This window comes from Serratia sp. CoH_122_TC_1 (assembly GCF_058191755.1).
Genome location: NZ_JBXWLA010000005.1, coordinates 258,287 through 273,386 on the forward strand (window position 1 = coordinate 258,287; position 15,100 = coordinate 273,386).

A 15,100-nucleotide genomic window follows, 5' to 3' on the forward strand; every position below is an offset into this window, starting at 1 on the left:
CGGGCGCAGCATGCTGCGCCCGCTTGATTTCCCACTATCGGCAATTATTTTCAAATAGTTAACATTTCTCTGCATAAAATTATTGTGCGTATCGCCGGCTGGCGGGAAAATAGCAAAAAAATGCAGGGCAGGTTTTCAGCCCCTGCAATCAAAGAATGAGTTTACCCAAAATAATTGGAGTTGCATCAAGGCGGCAAGGCCGTAAATCCCTGGGAGCTTAGTAAACTAAGTGACTGGGGGGCGCGGACGCAGCCAACACAGATGCAACTTCAAGTATGAAGGGAAAAAGGGATCTACGCAGCGCATCAGGCTGCGTCGGCAGTGTGCTAATGAGGTTGTTATGTTATTAATTTTGCGTGCCATTCTTGCCACTCTGTATTGTATTTTGGTGTGCATCTTCGGTTCTATTTATTGTTTGTTCAGCCCGCGTGATCCCCGCCATGTGGCGACCTTCGGTCACCTGTTTGGCCGCCTGTCCGGGTTATTCGGTTTGAAGGTGGAAGTTCGCGTGCCGGCCGATGCGGCCAAAAACGGCAACTGCATTTACATCGCCAACCACCAGAATAACTACGACATGGTGACGGCCGCCAAGGCGGTGCAGCCGCGCACCGTGACCGTGGGCAAAAAAAGCCTGCTGTGGGTTCCTTTCTTCGGCCCATTGTATTGGCTGACGGGTAACTTGCTGATTGACCGTGATAATCGTGCCAAAGCACATGGCACCATTGCACAGGTAGCCGAACAGTTTAAAAAACGCGATATTTCGATCTGGATGTTTCCAGAGGGCACCCGTAGCCGCGGGCGCGGGCTGATGCCGTTTAAAACGGGCGCATTCCACGCGGCGATTGCCGCTGGGGTGCCAATTGTGCCGATTTGCGTTTCCACGACCAGCGGTAAAATTAATCTTAACCGTTGGAATAATGGCCATGCGATCGTCGAAATGTTAGAACCGGTCGATATTAGTCATTACAGTAAAGAAAATGTGCGTGAGCTGGCGGCCCATTGCCATGCGCTGATGCTGGCGAAAATTGCCGAGCTGGATGCAGAAGTGGCCCAGCGCAACGCAGCCGGAAAATAATATTCCTACCGGCTTCAAAGAATGAACTTTTAAACGGCGTCAAATGCCGTTAACGCCCGGGCTCCTGCTAATCTGATGGTCAGGGGCCCGGTCTTTGCACACGGTTTATACCCGTTATAGTAAACGTTGCATCTGTGTTGGCGACGCGCGCTTACCTCAGCCACTGACTTGCGTAGGCTCTTGGGGATTCTCGCTCTTACTGCCTTGATGGAACGCCGAGTATTTTGGGTGTAGTTATTGTTTTTCATGGAGAAAATATGTCACTCAGTCGACGTCAGTTTATTCAGGCATCGGGCTTGGCGCTGTGCGCAGGATCCGTGCCGCTGAGGGCTGAGGCGAGCGGAATGCAGACCCCGTTACCTATTCCCCCCCTGCTTGAATCCCGTCGTGGACAGCCGCTGTTTTTAACGCTGCAGCGTGCCCATTGGGCATTTATGGATAACCGTAAAGCCTCGGTGTGGGGGATTAACGGCATGTATCTTGGGCCGACAGTGCGGGTTTATAACGGTGATGACGTAAAGCTGATCTACAGCAACCGTCTGCCAGAGCCGGTGGCGATGACCATCAGCGGTCTGCAGGTACCGGGGACGCTGGTGGGCGGCGCCCCCCGCATGATGTCGCCTAACGTTGACTGGTCACCTGTGCTGCCTATCCGCCAGAACGCAACCACCTGCTGGTATCACGCCAGCACGCCTAACCGTATGGCACCTCACGTCTACAACGGTTTGGCAGGGCTGTGGCTGATTGAAGATGAAGTCAGCAAGGCGCTGCCGCTGCCAAATCATTATGGTGTTGATGATTTCCCGCTGGTTATTCAAGACAAGCGATTAGATAACTTCGGTACGCCGGAATACGATCCGCCGTCACAAGGCGGTTTTGTTGGCGATACGCTGTTGGTTAACGGTGTGCAAAACCCGTACGTTGAAGTATCACGTGGTTGGGTGCGTTTACGTCTGCTCAATGCCTCCAATTCGCGTCGCTACATGCTGCAATTGAGTGATGGCCGGCCACTTAACGTTATCGCCAGCGATCAGGGTTTCCTGCCTGCGCCGGTTGCGGTACAACAGCTTTCGTTGGCACCCGGTGAGCGCCGTGAAGTGCTTATCGACATGTCTAAAGGCGATGAGGTGACAATCACCGCCGGTGAAGCAGCGGGTATTATGGATCGTCTGCGCGGGCTGTTTGAGCCGTCGAGTATTCTGGTTTCAACCCAGGTGTTGACGTTGAAACCGACAGGGTTATTGCCACTGGTGACCGATAATTTGCCAATGCGCCTGCTGGCGGATCAACTGCTGGATGGTAGCGTCAGCCGTACCCGCGAATTCCGTTTGGGCGACAGCCAGGCTGGGATCAACGGGGCGATCTGGGACATGAACCGCATTGATGTTCAAACGCAACAAGGCAGCTGGGAACGCTGGAATATCCACGCGGATACGCCGCAGGCGTTCCATATTCAGGGCGTACAGTTCCTGGTGAAACGCGTCAACGGCGCGCAGCCGATGGCAGAAGATCGCGGCTGGAAGGACACGGTATGGGTCGATGGCGACGTCGAGCTGCTGGTGTATTTCAATCAGTCCACTTCGGAGCACTTCCCGTTCCTTTTCTACAGCCAGACGCTTGAAATGGCGGATCGCGGTAGCGCAGGTCAGTTTATGGTGCAGCCGGCACTTTAAGCATGTTGTGTGGACTCCTCTTGCGTACCCGCACGCAGCATGTCCAGAAATGCCTGTACGACCGGCGTTGCGCTGTCTGCATGATAAATGGCATACAAATCTGCCGATGGCGCCTGCTGTAGCGGGCAAAAACGCACGCCAGGCCACGGAATGCGCCCATAGCTGTCCGGCAGCAGTGTGATGCCGTAACCTTCGGCCACTAGCGCCATCAGGGTTTGCGGTTCGTTGACCTGATAGGCGATATCGGGTTTGAACCCTTGCTGCAGGCAGAGGTTATGCAGGTACAAGCCCAGGCTGGCCTCGTGTGGCGGCAATACCATGAACTTTTCATGCCTCAGCGCTGCAAGCGGGAGGCTTTCTGCGTGCGCCAGTGGGTGTTCCAGTGGCAGCACTACCGCAATATTCTCCCGCGCCAGTAATTGACTCGCCAACCCCGGTAATACCTGTTCTCTGGCTTCCCGCCAGACGCCAATATCGATATGACGCTTTTGCAGTGCCGTGATCTGTTGGCTGGGCGTCAGTTCGTTTAAAGCCCAGGTGACATTGGCCGTTTGCCCGGCAAAGCGCTTGAGTGCCGGTATCAACCCGCCCCATATCGAGGTACCGACCATGCCAACGACCATGTGGCCCGCCTCGCCGCGGCCCAACTGCTGAACCTGATTCAGCGCATGCCCGGCTTGATCCAACAACATTTCCACGTTGCGAAACAGCGTTCGGCCAGCCAGTGTCAGCGCCATTGAGCGTGTGGTGCGTTTGAATAATGCGACGCCCAGCTGGCTCTCCAGATCTTTGATGTGTTTGCTAAGCGGCGGCTGCGAAATATTTAGCCGGAGTGCCGCCTGAGTGAAGTTCATCTCCTCTGCCACGACGCGGAAATAGTGCAGCAGGCGGAAATTAATCCGGCTCGGATCGGGCATTTGCTGGGGCTGCTTCATGCTGATGATGGCCTCCTGTGACTGCCAATTTATAGGTAAATGGAATAAATAGGCTGCCAATAATGTATTGGTCGCCGTTGGACATCGCTCTCTACTATGGGGTGACTACCCCCCTCACAGAAGAGAATACAATGTTTAATCAAGAAGATGCTTTTTACTGTGCTGATGTAATCCGCACCCGCTTGCCGGGTTTCCAACCGCGAGCGGCGCTGATACTGGGCTCGGGGCTGGGTGCTTTGGCAGAGGTCATGACCGACACGGTGACCATCGACTACGCTGAGCTGCCGGGGTTCCCGGTAAGCAGTGTAGTGGGCCATGCTGGGCAACTGGTTGCCGGTTGGCTGGAGGGCGTCCCAGTCTTGTGCATGAAAGGGCGCGGACACTACTACGAAGGCCGCGGCATGCAGGTCATGACCACTGCCGTGCGCACTTTCAAATTGCTCGGTTGCGAATTCTTGCTGGCGACCAACGCCGCCGGTTCGTTGCGTCAATCGGTACCGCCGGGCAGCCTGGTGGCGCTTACCGATCACATCAACTTCATGCCTGAATCGCCATTGGTCGGTGACAACGATGAGCGTTTCGGCCCGCGCTTCTTTAGCCTGGCGAACGCTTACGATCCCGAACTGCGCAGCCAACTGGCTCAGGTGGCTGCACGCGTGGGTATCCCGCTGGCAGAAGGGGTCTTTGCCGCTTACACCGGGCCTAACTTCGAAACCCCAGCGGAAATCCGCATGATGCAAACGCTGGGGTGTGATGTGGTGGGTATGTCTATCGTGCCGGAAGTGCTTTCTGCACGCCATTGCGGGCTGAAGGTGTTGGTGGTGTCCGCGATGACCAACTACGCCGAAGGGTTGTCCGATACGCCGTTGTCTCATGAGCAAACCCTGAGCTGCGCTGCACTGGCGGCAGAGGATTTTATGCGCCTGATCCGTGAGTTCTTCAAAACGCTGTAATGCTCTAGTCCCTTCGCGGCAGGGCACAGGGGCCTTGCCGTGCAAATCATCGTTTTAATCAAAATAATAAGGTGATGGTGATGGCTATAAAAACGCGACTGAAGGTGATGGTTTTTCTGCAGTTCTTTATTTGGGGAGCCTGGCTGGTCACGCTGGGATCTTACATGATTAACACCCTGCATTTCAGTGGGCTGCAGGTGGGCATGGTTTACAGCGCGAAGGGGATCGCAGCGCTGATTATGCCAGGATTGGCGGGCATCCTGGCCGATCGTTGGATCAAAGCCAACTACCTGTATGCGTTGTGCCATTTGCTCGGTGCAGGAGCACTTTACTGCGCGGCGCAGGTTGATCAGCCTATGGTGATGTTCTGGGTCATGCTGTTCAATGCCATGGTGTATATGCCCACGATTTCGCTTTCCAATGCCATCTCCTATTTCTGCCTGGAGAAACAGGGTTACGACACGGTGAAAGATTTTCCGCCGGTACGGGTCTATGGCACCGTCGGTTTTATTGTCGCGATGTGGTTGGTCGGTTTTAGCAAGATTGAACTCAGCAATATGCAACTGTATTTGGCCTCTGGGGTATCGCTACTGTTGGCTTTCTATTCGCTGACGTTACCGAACTGCCCGACCAGTAGGGTGGAAACATCAAAAAGTGTGCTCAGCGTGTTGGGGCTGGACGCTCTGGTGCTATTCCGTCAGCGACGCATGGCGTTATTTTTCCTGTTTGCCATGCTGCTGGGCGCTGCGCTGCAGGTGACTAACACCTTCGGTAATCCCTTCCTGCACGATTTTGCGAGCAATCCGCTGTATCAAGACAGCATAAGCGTCAGATACCCGGCGGTGCTGTTGTCGTTGTCACAAATCTCCGAGGTGTTCTTCATCCTCACAATCCCGTTCTTCCTGCGCCGATACGGCATTAAACAGGTGATGCTGATCAGTATGGCGGCCTGGACGCTGCGCTTCTTGTTTTTGGCGTATGGCACCCCAGCCGGTTTCGGTTTTGTCTTACTGCTGCTGTCGATGATCGTGTACGGCTGTGCCTTTGATTTCTTTAATATTTCGGGGGCTATCTTTGTTGAAAAAGAGGCGGACCATCGTATCCGCGCCAGTGCTCAGGGGCTGTTTATGACCATGGTTAACGGGATCGGGGCCTATGTGGGGGCGATTGCCAGCGGCGAAGTTGTGGATTACTTCACTAGCAACGGCATAAAAGATTGGCAGAGTATCTGGTTGATCTTCGCGTTGTATACGTTGGTCTTGGGCATCGTTTTTGCGCTGACCTTTAATTATCAGCATCGGCCCGAGGAGCATGCGGGGCCGGTACAACGGGCACATTAAAAATGAAACGGGCGCCCGGATGCGCCCATTTTGATTCAAACGTGAGGAAAGCATTGTTGCCTGCTCGGCACCTCGACAGAGCCCGGATTTGCTCCCCATTCAGCAGCGACACGGTTGGCCAGAACGACGGCCTGTGGCACGGACCAACCGGCCGACAGCCCAGCCAACAGACCGACGCAGCGAGCGTCGCTTGGGCTGGCGTCTTCAACCGAACCGCCAGCAATTTGCAGCGGTGGGGCATCGCCATCACAAAGCCAGATACCATCGCGGTCCAATTGGCAAATCAGCGTCAGGTTATGAGCGCTGGCGAACCCTCGGGCAGCGGCAAGTACATCACCTGTACCGCACAATGTGGTCGTTTCGCTACGGTTCAACATCAGCAGGCTGTGGCTGTCGCTGAGCATGGCGAAGAAATCTTCATCGAGTTGGCCGACATAGGAACCCGGAACGATAAGACGGCGCTGGTCGAAGGGGAGGCGCGTCAGCCAATCGCGCAATGCTTCACCGTTGTCCCCAACCAATTGCTCACCGCTGATGTAGATCAGGGTGTCTTCAGTCAACGGGAGGGTGGACAGCTGGGCTTTATTCCACTGGGTTTCGCAGCCGGACTTGATAACAAGAACCAACTCCCCGTTGGACGACGCCTGTATCAGGCACTGGCCATTGTCCATTTGGCCGTGGCGCAGCAGCACCGGCAGGCCCATCTGCTCCATTTCTGCTTCAATCACGGCACCCCAGTCACCGTTGCCGACAGGCATGCCGTTGATCACCGGCACCTGCAAATGCATCAGTGCTCGTGCGATGTTAAACGCACTGCCGCCAATCTTCCGTTCCTGCGTTAGCGTCACTTCACCGATCGCACTGCCCAGAACCAGGACCGGCTTTACTGCTAAAAACTCATTCATTCATGTCCTCCGCTGCCGACCGGTGGGCCGAACAGAATGCGCTATGATGACGGCGCAGGCGTGCAGAGTCGAGAGGCAAGCCCGTTGTGATGTGACTAATGTGTGAAATAACCATGCTCTTTTTGCTACTAGTGCGTATAATCGCCGCCCGGCGATTAATTAACCTGTAAAAGAGCACGAGAATGAGCACCACCAGCCTAATCCAACCCGATCGTGAATTATTTTCCTATAAGCCTTATTGGGCCGAATGTTATGGCACTGCGCCATTTTTACCCATGTCGCGCGAAGAGATGGATCAACTGGGCTGGGATAGCTGTGACGTGATCATTATCAGCGGTGATGCTTATGTCGATCACCCAAGCTTTGGTATGGCAATCATCGGCCGCATGCTGGAAGCGCAGGGCTTCCGCGTTGGCATCATTGCCCAGCCGGACTGGAGCAATAAAGAAGACTTTATGCGCCTGGGTAAACCGAACCTGTTCTTCGGCATCACTGCCGGTAACATGGATTCGATGATCAACCGTTATACCGCCGACCGTAAACTGCGCCACGATGATGCCTATACCGCCGGCAACGTGGGCGGTAAACGCCCGGATCGTGCGACGCTGGTTTACAGTCAACGCTGCAAAGAAGCTTATAAAGACGTGCCGATCGTGCTGGGCGGCATCGAAGCCAGCCTGCGTCGCATCGCTCACTACGATTACTGGTCGGATACCGTGCGTCGTTCGGTGCTGGTTGACTCTAAAGCTGACATGCTGATTTACGGTAACGGCGAGCGCCCGTTAGTGGAGGTGGCACACCGTCTGGCTGCGGGCGAGAAAATCAGCGAGATCCACGATATCCGCAATACGGCGGTGATGCGCAAAGGTGCGTTGCCGGGTTGGACCGGTGTGGACTCTACCCGTCTGGACAAGCCGGGCCGCATTGAGCCAATTCCAAATCCTTACGGTGACGATCTGCCGTGCGCAGACGGTGGCAAGCCGGAGCCGGAAGCCAAGCCGGTGACCGTACGCGCAGCCAAACCCAAGCCGTGGGAAAAAACCTATGTGTTGCTGCCGTCCTTTGAAAAAGTGAAGGCCGACAAGGTGCTGTATGCGCACACTTCGCGTATTCTGCATCACGAAACCAACCCGGGCTGTGCGCGTGCACTGATGCAGTCACATGGCGATCGCTACGTGTGGATTAACCCACCGGCGATCCCGTTGACTACGCCGGAAATGGACAGCGTATTTGCCCTGCCGTACCAGCGTATTCCGCATCCGTCCTATGGCAAGGAAACCATTCCAGCCTATGACATGATCCGCTTCTCGGTAAATATCATGCGTGGTTGCTACGGCGGTTGTTCATTCTGTTCGATCACCGAACATGAAGGGCGCATCATCCAGAGCCGTTCAGAAGACTCCATTATTCGCGAAATCGAAGAAATTCGTGACAAAGTGCCGGGCTTTACTGGCGTAATCTCCGATTTGGGTGGTCCGACGGCAAACATGTACATGCTGCGCTGCACCAATCCGCGCGCTGAGCAGACCTGCCGCCGCGCCTCGTGTGTGTATCCAGAGATTTGTACCTACATGGACACCAATCACGAGCCAACCATCAAGCTGTACCGCCGTGCACGCTCACTGGAGGGCATCAAGAAGATCTTGATTGCCTCTGGCGTACGTTATGACCTGGCTGTGGAAGACCCACGTTATATCAAAGAGCTGGCGACCCACCACGTGGGGGGGTACCTGAAGATTGCCCCGGAACACACCGAGGAAGGCCCGCTGTCGAAAATGATGAAGCCGGGCATGGGCAGCTACGATCGGTTTAAACAGCTGTTTGACCATTATTCTAAGCTGGCAGGCAAAGAACAGTACCTGATCCCGTATTTCATCTCGTCACATCCGGGCACCCGTGATGAGGACATGGTGAATTTGGCGCTGTGGCTGAAGAAAAACCGTTTCCGCCTTGATCAGGTGCAGAACTTCTATCCGTCACCGATGGCTAACTCCACCACCATGTATTACAGCGGCAAAAATCCGTTGAGCCGCGTGGGTTATAAGAGTGAAGACGTCGTGATACCTAAGGGCGATCGTCAGCGTCGCTTGCACAAAGCGTTGTTGCGTTATCACGATCCAGCCAACTGGGCGATGATCCGCACCGCGCTGGAAGAGATGGGCATGAAGCACCTGATCGGCAGCCGTCGCGAGTGCCTGGTGCCGGCACCGACCATCGACGAACAGCGTGAAGCGAAGCGCCTGCAACGCCATACTCGTCCGGCGCTGACCAAGCATACTGATATCACCCGTCAGCGAACACCGACCAATAAGCCACCGCGTAAGCCTATCCGTAATGGTAAGCCGTAACGGGTAGGTATTGGCTTCAGTCCCTGGGTTTAATGCCGATCAGTTAAAGCTGGTCGGCATTTTTTTATTCGGTTTCTGTAGGTTCAGTGCAGGTAGGATTGCCGTAAATACCCTCTATTTCTCTGTGGCCACAATGAACGGCAATTGGAGGGGCCGAAGGCGTGGCCCCTTTACCCCACCCACATTGGTAGCCACTGAGCATCCTGTGCCTCAGTTTGACGTTGCGCGATGAAATACAGTGGAAATGATGAGATGAGCACGCGGTTGGGCGCCCTGAAGACGTCGAACGCAAGCACAACGCATAGGCGAGACCGCCATGGACGCCTGTCATAGCCGGCCGTGATGCGGCGTGATGAAGTGAGAGCCGTTGGCGTAGCCAACCGTCTGAGTGGGCAAGAGCGCGGGTTGCAAGGGGCCGCGCTTACGGCCCCTTGCTCGGTCGAGGCGCAAGATCCTCATGGTGCCTTGCGCGTTTATCGACCGAAAAGAACGCTGAACTTGCTAAAAACACCTTAACCGATCGGCATTCACCCCAAGGTTTTCTCTTTACGTCTGAAAATCACAATTGATCGTAGGCGGCTTCCACTTTCATCAAATGGCGCGGTGCCTGCGGGGCTGGATGATACTTACGCACATGCCAGTTAAAGGCTTCTGGCGACAGATTATTAATCATCGAAATGGCTTGCTGACGGTTACTGGAGAACGTCCGTAACAGTGCGCCCGTGCCGTTGACGTAGGCGATAATGGTGGCATAACGCAGGGTGACGGGATTGTTGATGCCTTTAAGCTGCTGTTTTTGCAAGACGGCCAGATAGGCTGCACCAAGATCGATGTTGGTATCAGGATCCAGCAAATCGTCATCGTCCGGGCAACCGCGTTTACCTTTGTAGCGATAGGCATCGCACCCCGCGGTATCTGCTTTCAACTGCATTAAACCGATAGCATTGGATCGGCTGATTGCGGCTGGGTTAAAGCTGGATTCTACTTTGATCATTGCCGTGATCAGCTTCTTATCGACGTTGTATTTATCCGCAGCATCTTCGATCGCATCATCAAAAGCATGAGCATCGTAGCTGGTACGTGGCTTTTTGCTGGAACAACCGGCCAGGATCAGCATGACGCAAAGTATGCTCAGGCGTGACCACTGTGATAGGGAAGATTTCATTGTGCTCCGTGCGTTATCTATTTTTAACGGTATTGGGCCGGCGGACGGGGCCGGGTGCCGCCATCATAACGTCAGCTGCCGGAAAGATCTTTAGTAAAAAACAGGGGGATCGGGCGCTTTCGACAGGATGAATGAGGTATCGGCAGCAATTTTGGATCTCCTTCACAGAACCTGTTCAAACACTGTAACCGGTTACTGAAACCGGTTGCTGTTTTTTCATTTTTGAAACCATACTCATTCCTCAACTGAATCATTTGCACCTATTGACCCCAGGAGAACGGATGAAAAAAATATTCTTATGCTGCGCAGCCGGGATGTCGACCAGCATGGTGGTGAATAAAATGAAAAAGTCTGCCGAACAGCAGGGTATTGAGGTTGATATTATCGCCGTCGGTATAGATGAATTTGAAGCAACATTGGAAAATTACCAGTGCTGCCTGCTTGGTCCGCAGATTAAATATAAATTGGCCGACTTTAAAAAGATCGCCGACAGGGAAAATAAACCCATTGCGGTTATAAACAGTATGGATTACGGCATGATGCGTGGCGATAAAATCCTTGCCGAAGCGTTGGCGATGATTGAACCACGCTAATCCTACCGGGGCCGCCTGCCGCAGCGCGCTGCCGTAGGCTTTCTCGCCCTGTGACCATTGACTCAGAACGTCCCGAGGGTTGAACCATGAGTATCAGCCAGGCCGCATTCAATTTTATTGAAAACCGCATCAGCCCGATTGCCGGTAGATTATCGACTCAACGACATATTATGGCGATCCGCGACGGTTTTATTTCCGCCATGCCGTTTATGATCGTTGGCTCATTTTTACTGGTTTTCGCGTATCCGCCTTTTTCTGCTGACAGCAGTTGGGGAATAGCCCAATGGTGGTTGGGTACGGCAGAAAAACATCAGGTTGCCATTCTTACCCCGTTTAATATGACGATGGGGATCATGTCCATCTATATAACGGCTGCGATTGCTTACAATTTAGCGCAAAGTTATAAACTCGATCCCTTTATGGCGGCGATGCTGGCCCTGATGTCGTTTTTATTGGTCGCTGCGCCGCAAACCGAGAAGATGTTACCGACGGCGGCCTTGGGTGGCGTGGGGATCTTCACCGCCATTCTGGTGGCGATCTATACCACTGAGTTGATCCGTTTTCTCAAGGTGCGAAACATCGGTATCTCACTGCCGGAACAGGTGCCAGCCAAGATCAAGCAATCGTTCGATCTGCTGATTCCGATCCTGGCGGTGGTGATCACGTTGTATCCACTTAGTTTGCTGGTGCAGCACCAATTCAACCTGTTGTTGCCGCAGGCGATCATGGCGTTGTTCCAGCCACTGATTTCCGCCGCCGACTCATTGCCGGCGATCCTGCTGGCTGTGCTGATCGGCCACTTGCTGTGGTTTGCCGGCATACATGGTGCGGTGATCGTCTCTGGCATGCTGCAGGCGTTCTGGCTCACCAACCTGGGTATCAACCAGGACGCGTTGGCCGCCAGCCAGCCGATGCCACACATTTTTATGGAAGCCTTCTGGACCTTCTTTATCGTTATCGGCGGATCTGGCGCCACCTTCGGACTGGTGCTGCTTTATCTGCGCAGCCGGTCGGCGCATCTGCGTTCGATCGGCAAGCTGAGTCTGGTGCCCAGTTGCTTCAACATCAATGAACCGGTGATCTTCGGCACACCGATCGTCATGAATCCCACCTTCTTTATCCCATTTATCACCGCGCCGATCGTCAATTCGATCATCGCCTATGCGGCGGTGAAACTGGATCTGATCGGCAGAGTGATCTCGGTAGTGCCCTGGACGGCACCCGCCCCGATTGGTGCGGCCTGGGCCACCGGTTGGGATTTCCGCGCGGCGCTGTTGGTGCTGCTGTTGGCTGCGGTATCAGCACTGATTTATTACCCGTTCTTCAAGGTCTATGAGCAACAGCTGTTGGACCAGGAAGTGAGCGAAGCGGATCAGATAGAACAGACGCAAGGAGTCACAGAATGATGGATATGGAAACGGCAGTCATGGAGTTGATCATCAACGCCGGTGAGGCGCGCAGCTGCGCCATGCAGGCGCTGTACGCTGCGCGTAAATACCAGTGGGATCAGGTAGACATTTTGCTGGCGGAATCGCAGCTGGCAGCCAAGCGTGCCCATGCCACTCAAACTGAATTGATTGGATTTGACGAGGGGGAAGGCAAGTTACCGGTCAACCTGATTATGGTGCATGCACAGGATCACATCATGAACGCCATGCTCGCGCGCGATCTGGTAGAGGAGCTGGTGAGAATTTACCGATTACTGGAACAGAACGGGGTGAAAAACCAATGAGCGTATTTCCGAAGGATTTTCTCTGGGGGGCCGCGACGGCATCATACCAGGTTGAGGGCGGTTTTGATGCTGACGGTAAAGGCCTGTCCAACTGGGATCTCTTCTCCCATCTGCCCGGCACCACTTATCAGGGTACCAACGGCGATGTCGCGGTCGATCACTACCATCGCTTCCGCGAAGATGTGGCGCTAATGGCCGAATTGGGTATGCAGACCTACCGATTTTCGATCTCCTGGCCACGGCTGTTGCCGCAGGGCAGGGGAGAAGTGAACGAAGCAGGGATCCAATTCTACAGCGACTTGATCGACGAATTGCTTAAGCACAATATCAAGCCGATGATCACCCTGTACCACTGGGATCTGCCGCAAGCGCTACAAGAATCTTTTGGCGGTTGGGAATCGCGAGAGATCGTCGATGCTTTCGATGAATATGCTCGTCTGTGCTATGCACGTTTTGGCGATCGGGTTGAGCTTTGGTCCACTTTTAATGAAACCATCGTGTTTATCGGTATGGGCTATATCACCGGGGCGCATCCGCCCAAGTTAACCGATCCTAAGAAGGGTATTCAGGCCTGCCACCATGTGTTTTTGGCGAATGCCCGTGCGGTGAAAAGCTTCCGGGAAATGCAGATCAAGGGGCAGATCGGCTTCGTCAACGTGTTGCAACCGAACGATCCGATCAGCGATTCACCGGAGGATCGACGCGCTTGCGAGATCGCTGAAGGGATCTTCACGCATTGGTTGTACGATCCGGTGCTAAAAGGGGAATATCCGGCAGAGCTCTTGGCGATGGCGCAGCAGGCCTTTGGCGTACCCTATTTTGCACCTGGCGATGAGGTACTGTTGAAGGAGAACATCGTAGATTTTATCGGCCTGAATTATTACAAGCGTGAAATGGTGGCGCATAACGACGACGTGGACGGCTATGCCATCAACACCAGTGGCCAAAAGGGCAGCGGGCGTGAATTGGGTTTCAAAGGGCTGTTCAAACTGGTACGCAATCCGAACGGTGTTTACACCGATTGGGACTGGGAAGTGTACCCACAGGGGCTAACCGATGCTATTGGGCGTATCGTCAAACGCTATGGCAACATACCCATTTACATTACTGAGAACGGATTGGGCGCCAAAGATCCGATCGTCGAGGGAGAAGTGCGTGATCAACCACGGATTGACTACCTGCGCGATCATATTCAGGCGATCGGTGCGGCGATCGAACAGGGGGCTGATGTACGCGGCTACTACCCTTGGTCGTTTATCGATTTGCTCTCATGGCTTAACGGCTATCAGAAACAGTACGGCTTTGTGTATGTCGATCACGACAACAATCTGGCCCGCAAGAAAAAGCAGAGCTTTGGCTGGTATCAGCGGGTGATTGCCACCAACGGTGAGCAGCTGTAGCGGGGAATAAAGTGGCCCTCTCAGGCGGAGAGGGCCGAGTCAGATTACAGTGAGTCTGGATCCGGCCCGAGACGGTTGCCGATATCCAGCTTGGCGATTTCGCTCAGTTCGTCTTTATCCAGTTTGAAATCAAAGACCTCGAAGTTTTCACGAATGCGGGAAGGCGTGACCGATTTCGGGATCACGATCAGACCGCTGTCCAGATGCCAACGCACCACGATTTGCGCCGGTGTTTTCTCGTATTTTTCTGCCAGGTATTTAATGACGGGTTGATCGAATACCCCTTCACCACCCTGTGCCAGAGGGCTCCAGGATTCGGTAGCGATGTGATGCGTCGCATTCCAGGCACGCAATTGGCGTTGTTGCAGCAGTGGGTGAAGTTCGATCTGGTTAATCACCGGGGCGACATTGGTTTCATCCAGCAGGCGCTGGAGATGCGGGGTATGGAAATTACATACCCCGATACTTTTAACCAGCCCTTGTTCGCGCAGTTTGATCAGCCCGCGCCAGGCGTCCACGTATTGGTCTTGCTGGGGTTTCGGCCAGTGGATCAAATACAAGTCGACATAGTCCAACTTGAGCTTTTCCAGGCTGGTTTCCAGTGCGCCCTGTGGGTCGCCCTGATCGTCATTCCACAGTTTGGTGGTGACAAACAGTTCATCGCGGGGAATCGAGGAGGTTTGCAGCGCTGCGCCGACCCCTTCCTCGTTCTTGTAGATCGCAGCGGTATCGATCGAGCGATAGCCCACCTCCAGCGCTTTAAGCACCGCATTGGTGGTTTCTGAAATACTCGCCTGCCAAACGCCGAGACCCAACTGCGGCATCAGATTACCATCGTGGAGTTTGATGATGGGTTGTTGCGTTGTCATGCGTATCTCCTTGTCAACGGATTGCCCGGTGCTGCATGCACCAGGAACAGCGATACCCGTCATACTTCAAGCTACAGCGGTGTAGGCTGCAAACGGTTACGTGGCCCATCCG

13 protein-coding genes are annotated in these 15,100 nt (G+C 54.2%); 9 read left to right on the forward strand and 4 right to left on the reverse strand.

Annotated features, from left to right (window positions below; translation table 11 throughout):
* Positions 1 to 340: 340 nt before the first annotated feature.
* On the forward strand, positions 341 to 1,075 hold the full coding sequence (locus tag AC2FC2_RS08805; RefSeq protein WP_209637344.1) for a 1-acylglycerol-3-phosphate O-acyltransferase: 735 nt from the start codon (positions 341 to 343) through the stop codon (positions 1,073 to 1,075).
* Between the two features lie 257 nt (positions 1,076 to 1,332).
* Positions 1,333 to 2,748 (forward strand): cell division protein FtsP, encoded by a 1,416-nt coding sequence (gene ftsP, locus AC2FC2_RS08810; protein WP_490659083.1) that lies wholly within the window; start codon positions 1,333 to 1,335, stop codon positions 2,746 to 2,748.
* On the opposite strand, the gene AC2FC2_RS08815 is transcribed toward ftsP, so the two are convergent.
* A complete protein-coding gene (locus tag AC2FC2_RS08815; RefSeq protein ID WP_490307913.1) occupies positions 2,745 to 3,683 on the reverse strand; it encodes a LysR family transcriptional regulator in 939 nt (312 codons plus the stop codon). The two genes, ftsP and AC2FC2_RS08815, sit on opposite strands and share 4 nt — an antisense overlap.
* 131 nt (positions 3,684 to 3,814) lie before the next feature.
* Here AC2FC2_RS08815 and xapA point away from each other — a divergent pair, with 131 nt between their 5' ends.
* Positions 3,815 to 4,636 carry a xanthosine phosphorylase gene (xapA, locus tag AC2FC2_RS08820; RefSeq protein WP_490659084.1) on the forward strand — a complete coding sequence of 274 codons (822 nt, stop codon included), beginning with the start codon at positions 3,815 to 3,817 and terminating at the stop codon, positions 4,634 to 4,636.
* A gap of 80 nt (positions 4,637 to 4,716) precedes the next feature.
* Complete coding sequence (locus AC2FC2_RS08825) at positions 4,717 to 5,976, forward strand: nucleoside permease (protein WP_209637352.1); 1,260 nt, start codon at positions 4,717 to 4,719, stop codon at positions 5,974 to 5,976.
* A 35-nt stretch (positions 5,977 to 6,011) separates the two neighbouring features.
* Here the strand turns inward: AC2FC2_RS08825 and AC2FC2_RS08830 are convergent, their stop codons facing one another.
* On the reverse strand, positions 6,012 to 6,881 hold the full coding sequence (locus tag AC2FC2_RS08830; RefSeq protein ID WP_490659085.1) for a PfkB family carbohydrate kinase: 870 nt from the start codon (positions 6,879 to 6,881) through the stop codon (positions 6,012 to 6,014).
* Between the two features lie 182 nt (positions 6,882 to 7,063).
* On the opposite strand from AC2FC2_RS08830, the gene AC2FC2_RS08835 reads away from it, so the two are divergent.
* Positions 7,064 to 9,229, forward strand: a complete 2,166-nt coding sequence (locus AC2FC2_RS08835; RefSeq protein ID WP_209637356.1) for a YgiQ family radical SAM protein — start codon at positions 7,064 to 7,066, stop codon at positions 9,227 to 9,229.
* Positions 9,230 to 9,788: 559 nt separating this feature from the next.
* On the opposite strand, the gene AC2FC2_RS08840 is transcribed toward AC2FC2_RS08835, so the two are convergent.
* Complete coding sequence (locus tag AC2FC2_RS08840) at positions 9,789 to 10,394, reverse strand: transglycosylase SLT domain-containing protein (protein WP_209637358.1); 606 nt, start codon at positions 10,392 to 10,394, stop codon at positions 9,789 to 9,791.
* Positions 10,395 to 10,675: 281 nt separating this feature from the next.
* Between AC2FC2_RS08840 and AC2FC2_RS08845 the strand changes: the two genes are divergently transcribed.
* The 4 genes from AC2FC2_RS08845 to AC2FC2_RS08860 all read left to right on the forward strand — a co-directional run bounded on the left by AC2FC2_RS08845 (position 10,676) and on the right by AC2FC2_RS08860 (position 14,119).
* Entirely contained in the window at positions 10,676 to 10,987 is a 312-nt protein-coding gene (locus tag AC2FC2_RS08845; protein WP_209637361.1) for a PTS sugar transporter subunit IIB, read from the forward strand.
* Between the two features lie 86 nt (positions 10,988 to 11,073).
* Positions 11,074 to 12,393 (forward strand): PTS sugar transporter subunit IIC, encoded by a 1,320-nt coding sequence (locus AC2FC2_RS08850; RefSeq protein ID WP_209637363.1) that lies wholly within the window; start codon positions 11,074 to 11,076, stop codon positions 12,391 to 12,393.
* Positions 12,390 to 12,719, forward strand: a complete 330-nt coding sequence (locus AC2FC2_RS08855; protein WP_020828661.1) for a PTS lactose/cellobiose transporter subunit IIA — start codon at positions 12,390 to 12,392, stop codon at positions 12,717 to 12,719. The genes AC2FC2_RS08850 and AC2FC2_RS08855 overlap by 4 nt, the downstream gene beginning before the upstream one ends.
* A complete protein-coding gene (locus tag AC2FC2_RS08860; protein ID WP_209637364.1) occupies positions 12,716 to 14,119 on the forward strand; it encodes a GH1 family beta-glucosidase in 1,404 nt (467 codons plus the stop codon). Before AC2FC2_RS08855 ends, AC2FC2_RS08860 begins: the two co-directional genes overlap by 4 nt.
* Before the next feature lie 44 nt (positions 14,120 to 14,163).
* Here the strand turns inward: AC2FC2_RS08860 and dkgA are convergent, their stop codons facing one another.
* Complete coding sequence (dkgA, locus tag AC2FC2_RS08865; protein ID WP_209637366.1) at positions 14,164 to 14,988, reverse strand: 2,5-didehydrogluconate reductase DkgA; 825 nt, start codon at positions 14,986 to 14,988, stop codon at positions 14,164 to 14,166.
* Positions 14,989 to 15,100 lie beyond the last annotated feature (112 nt).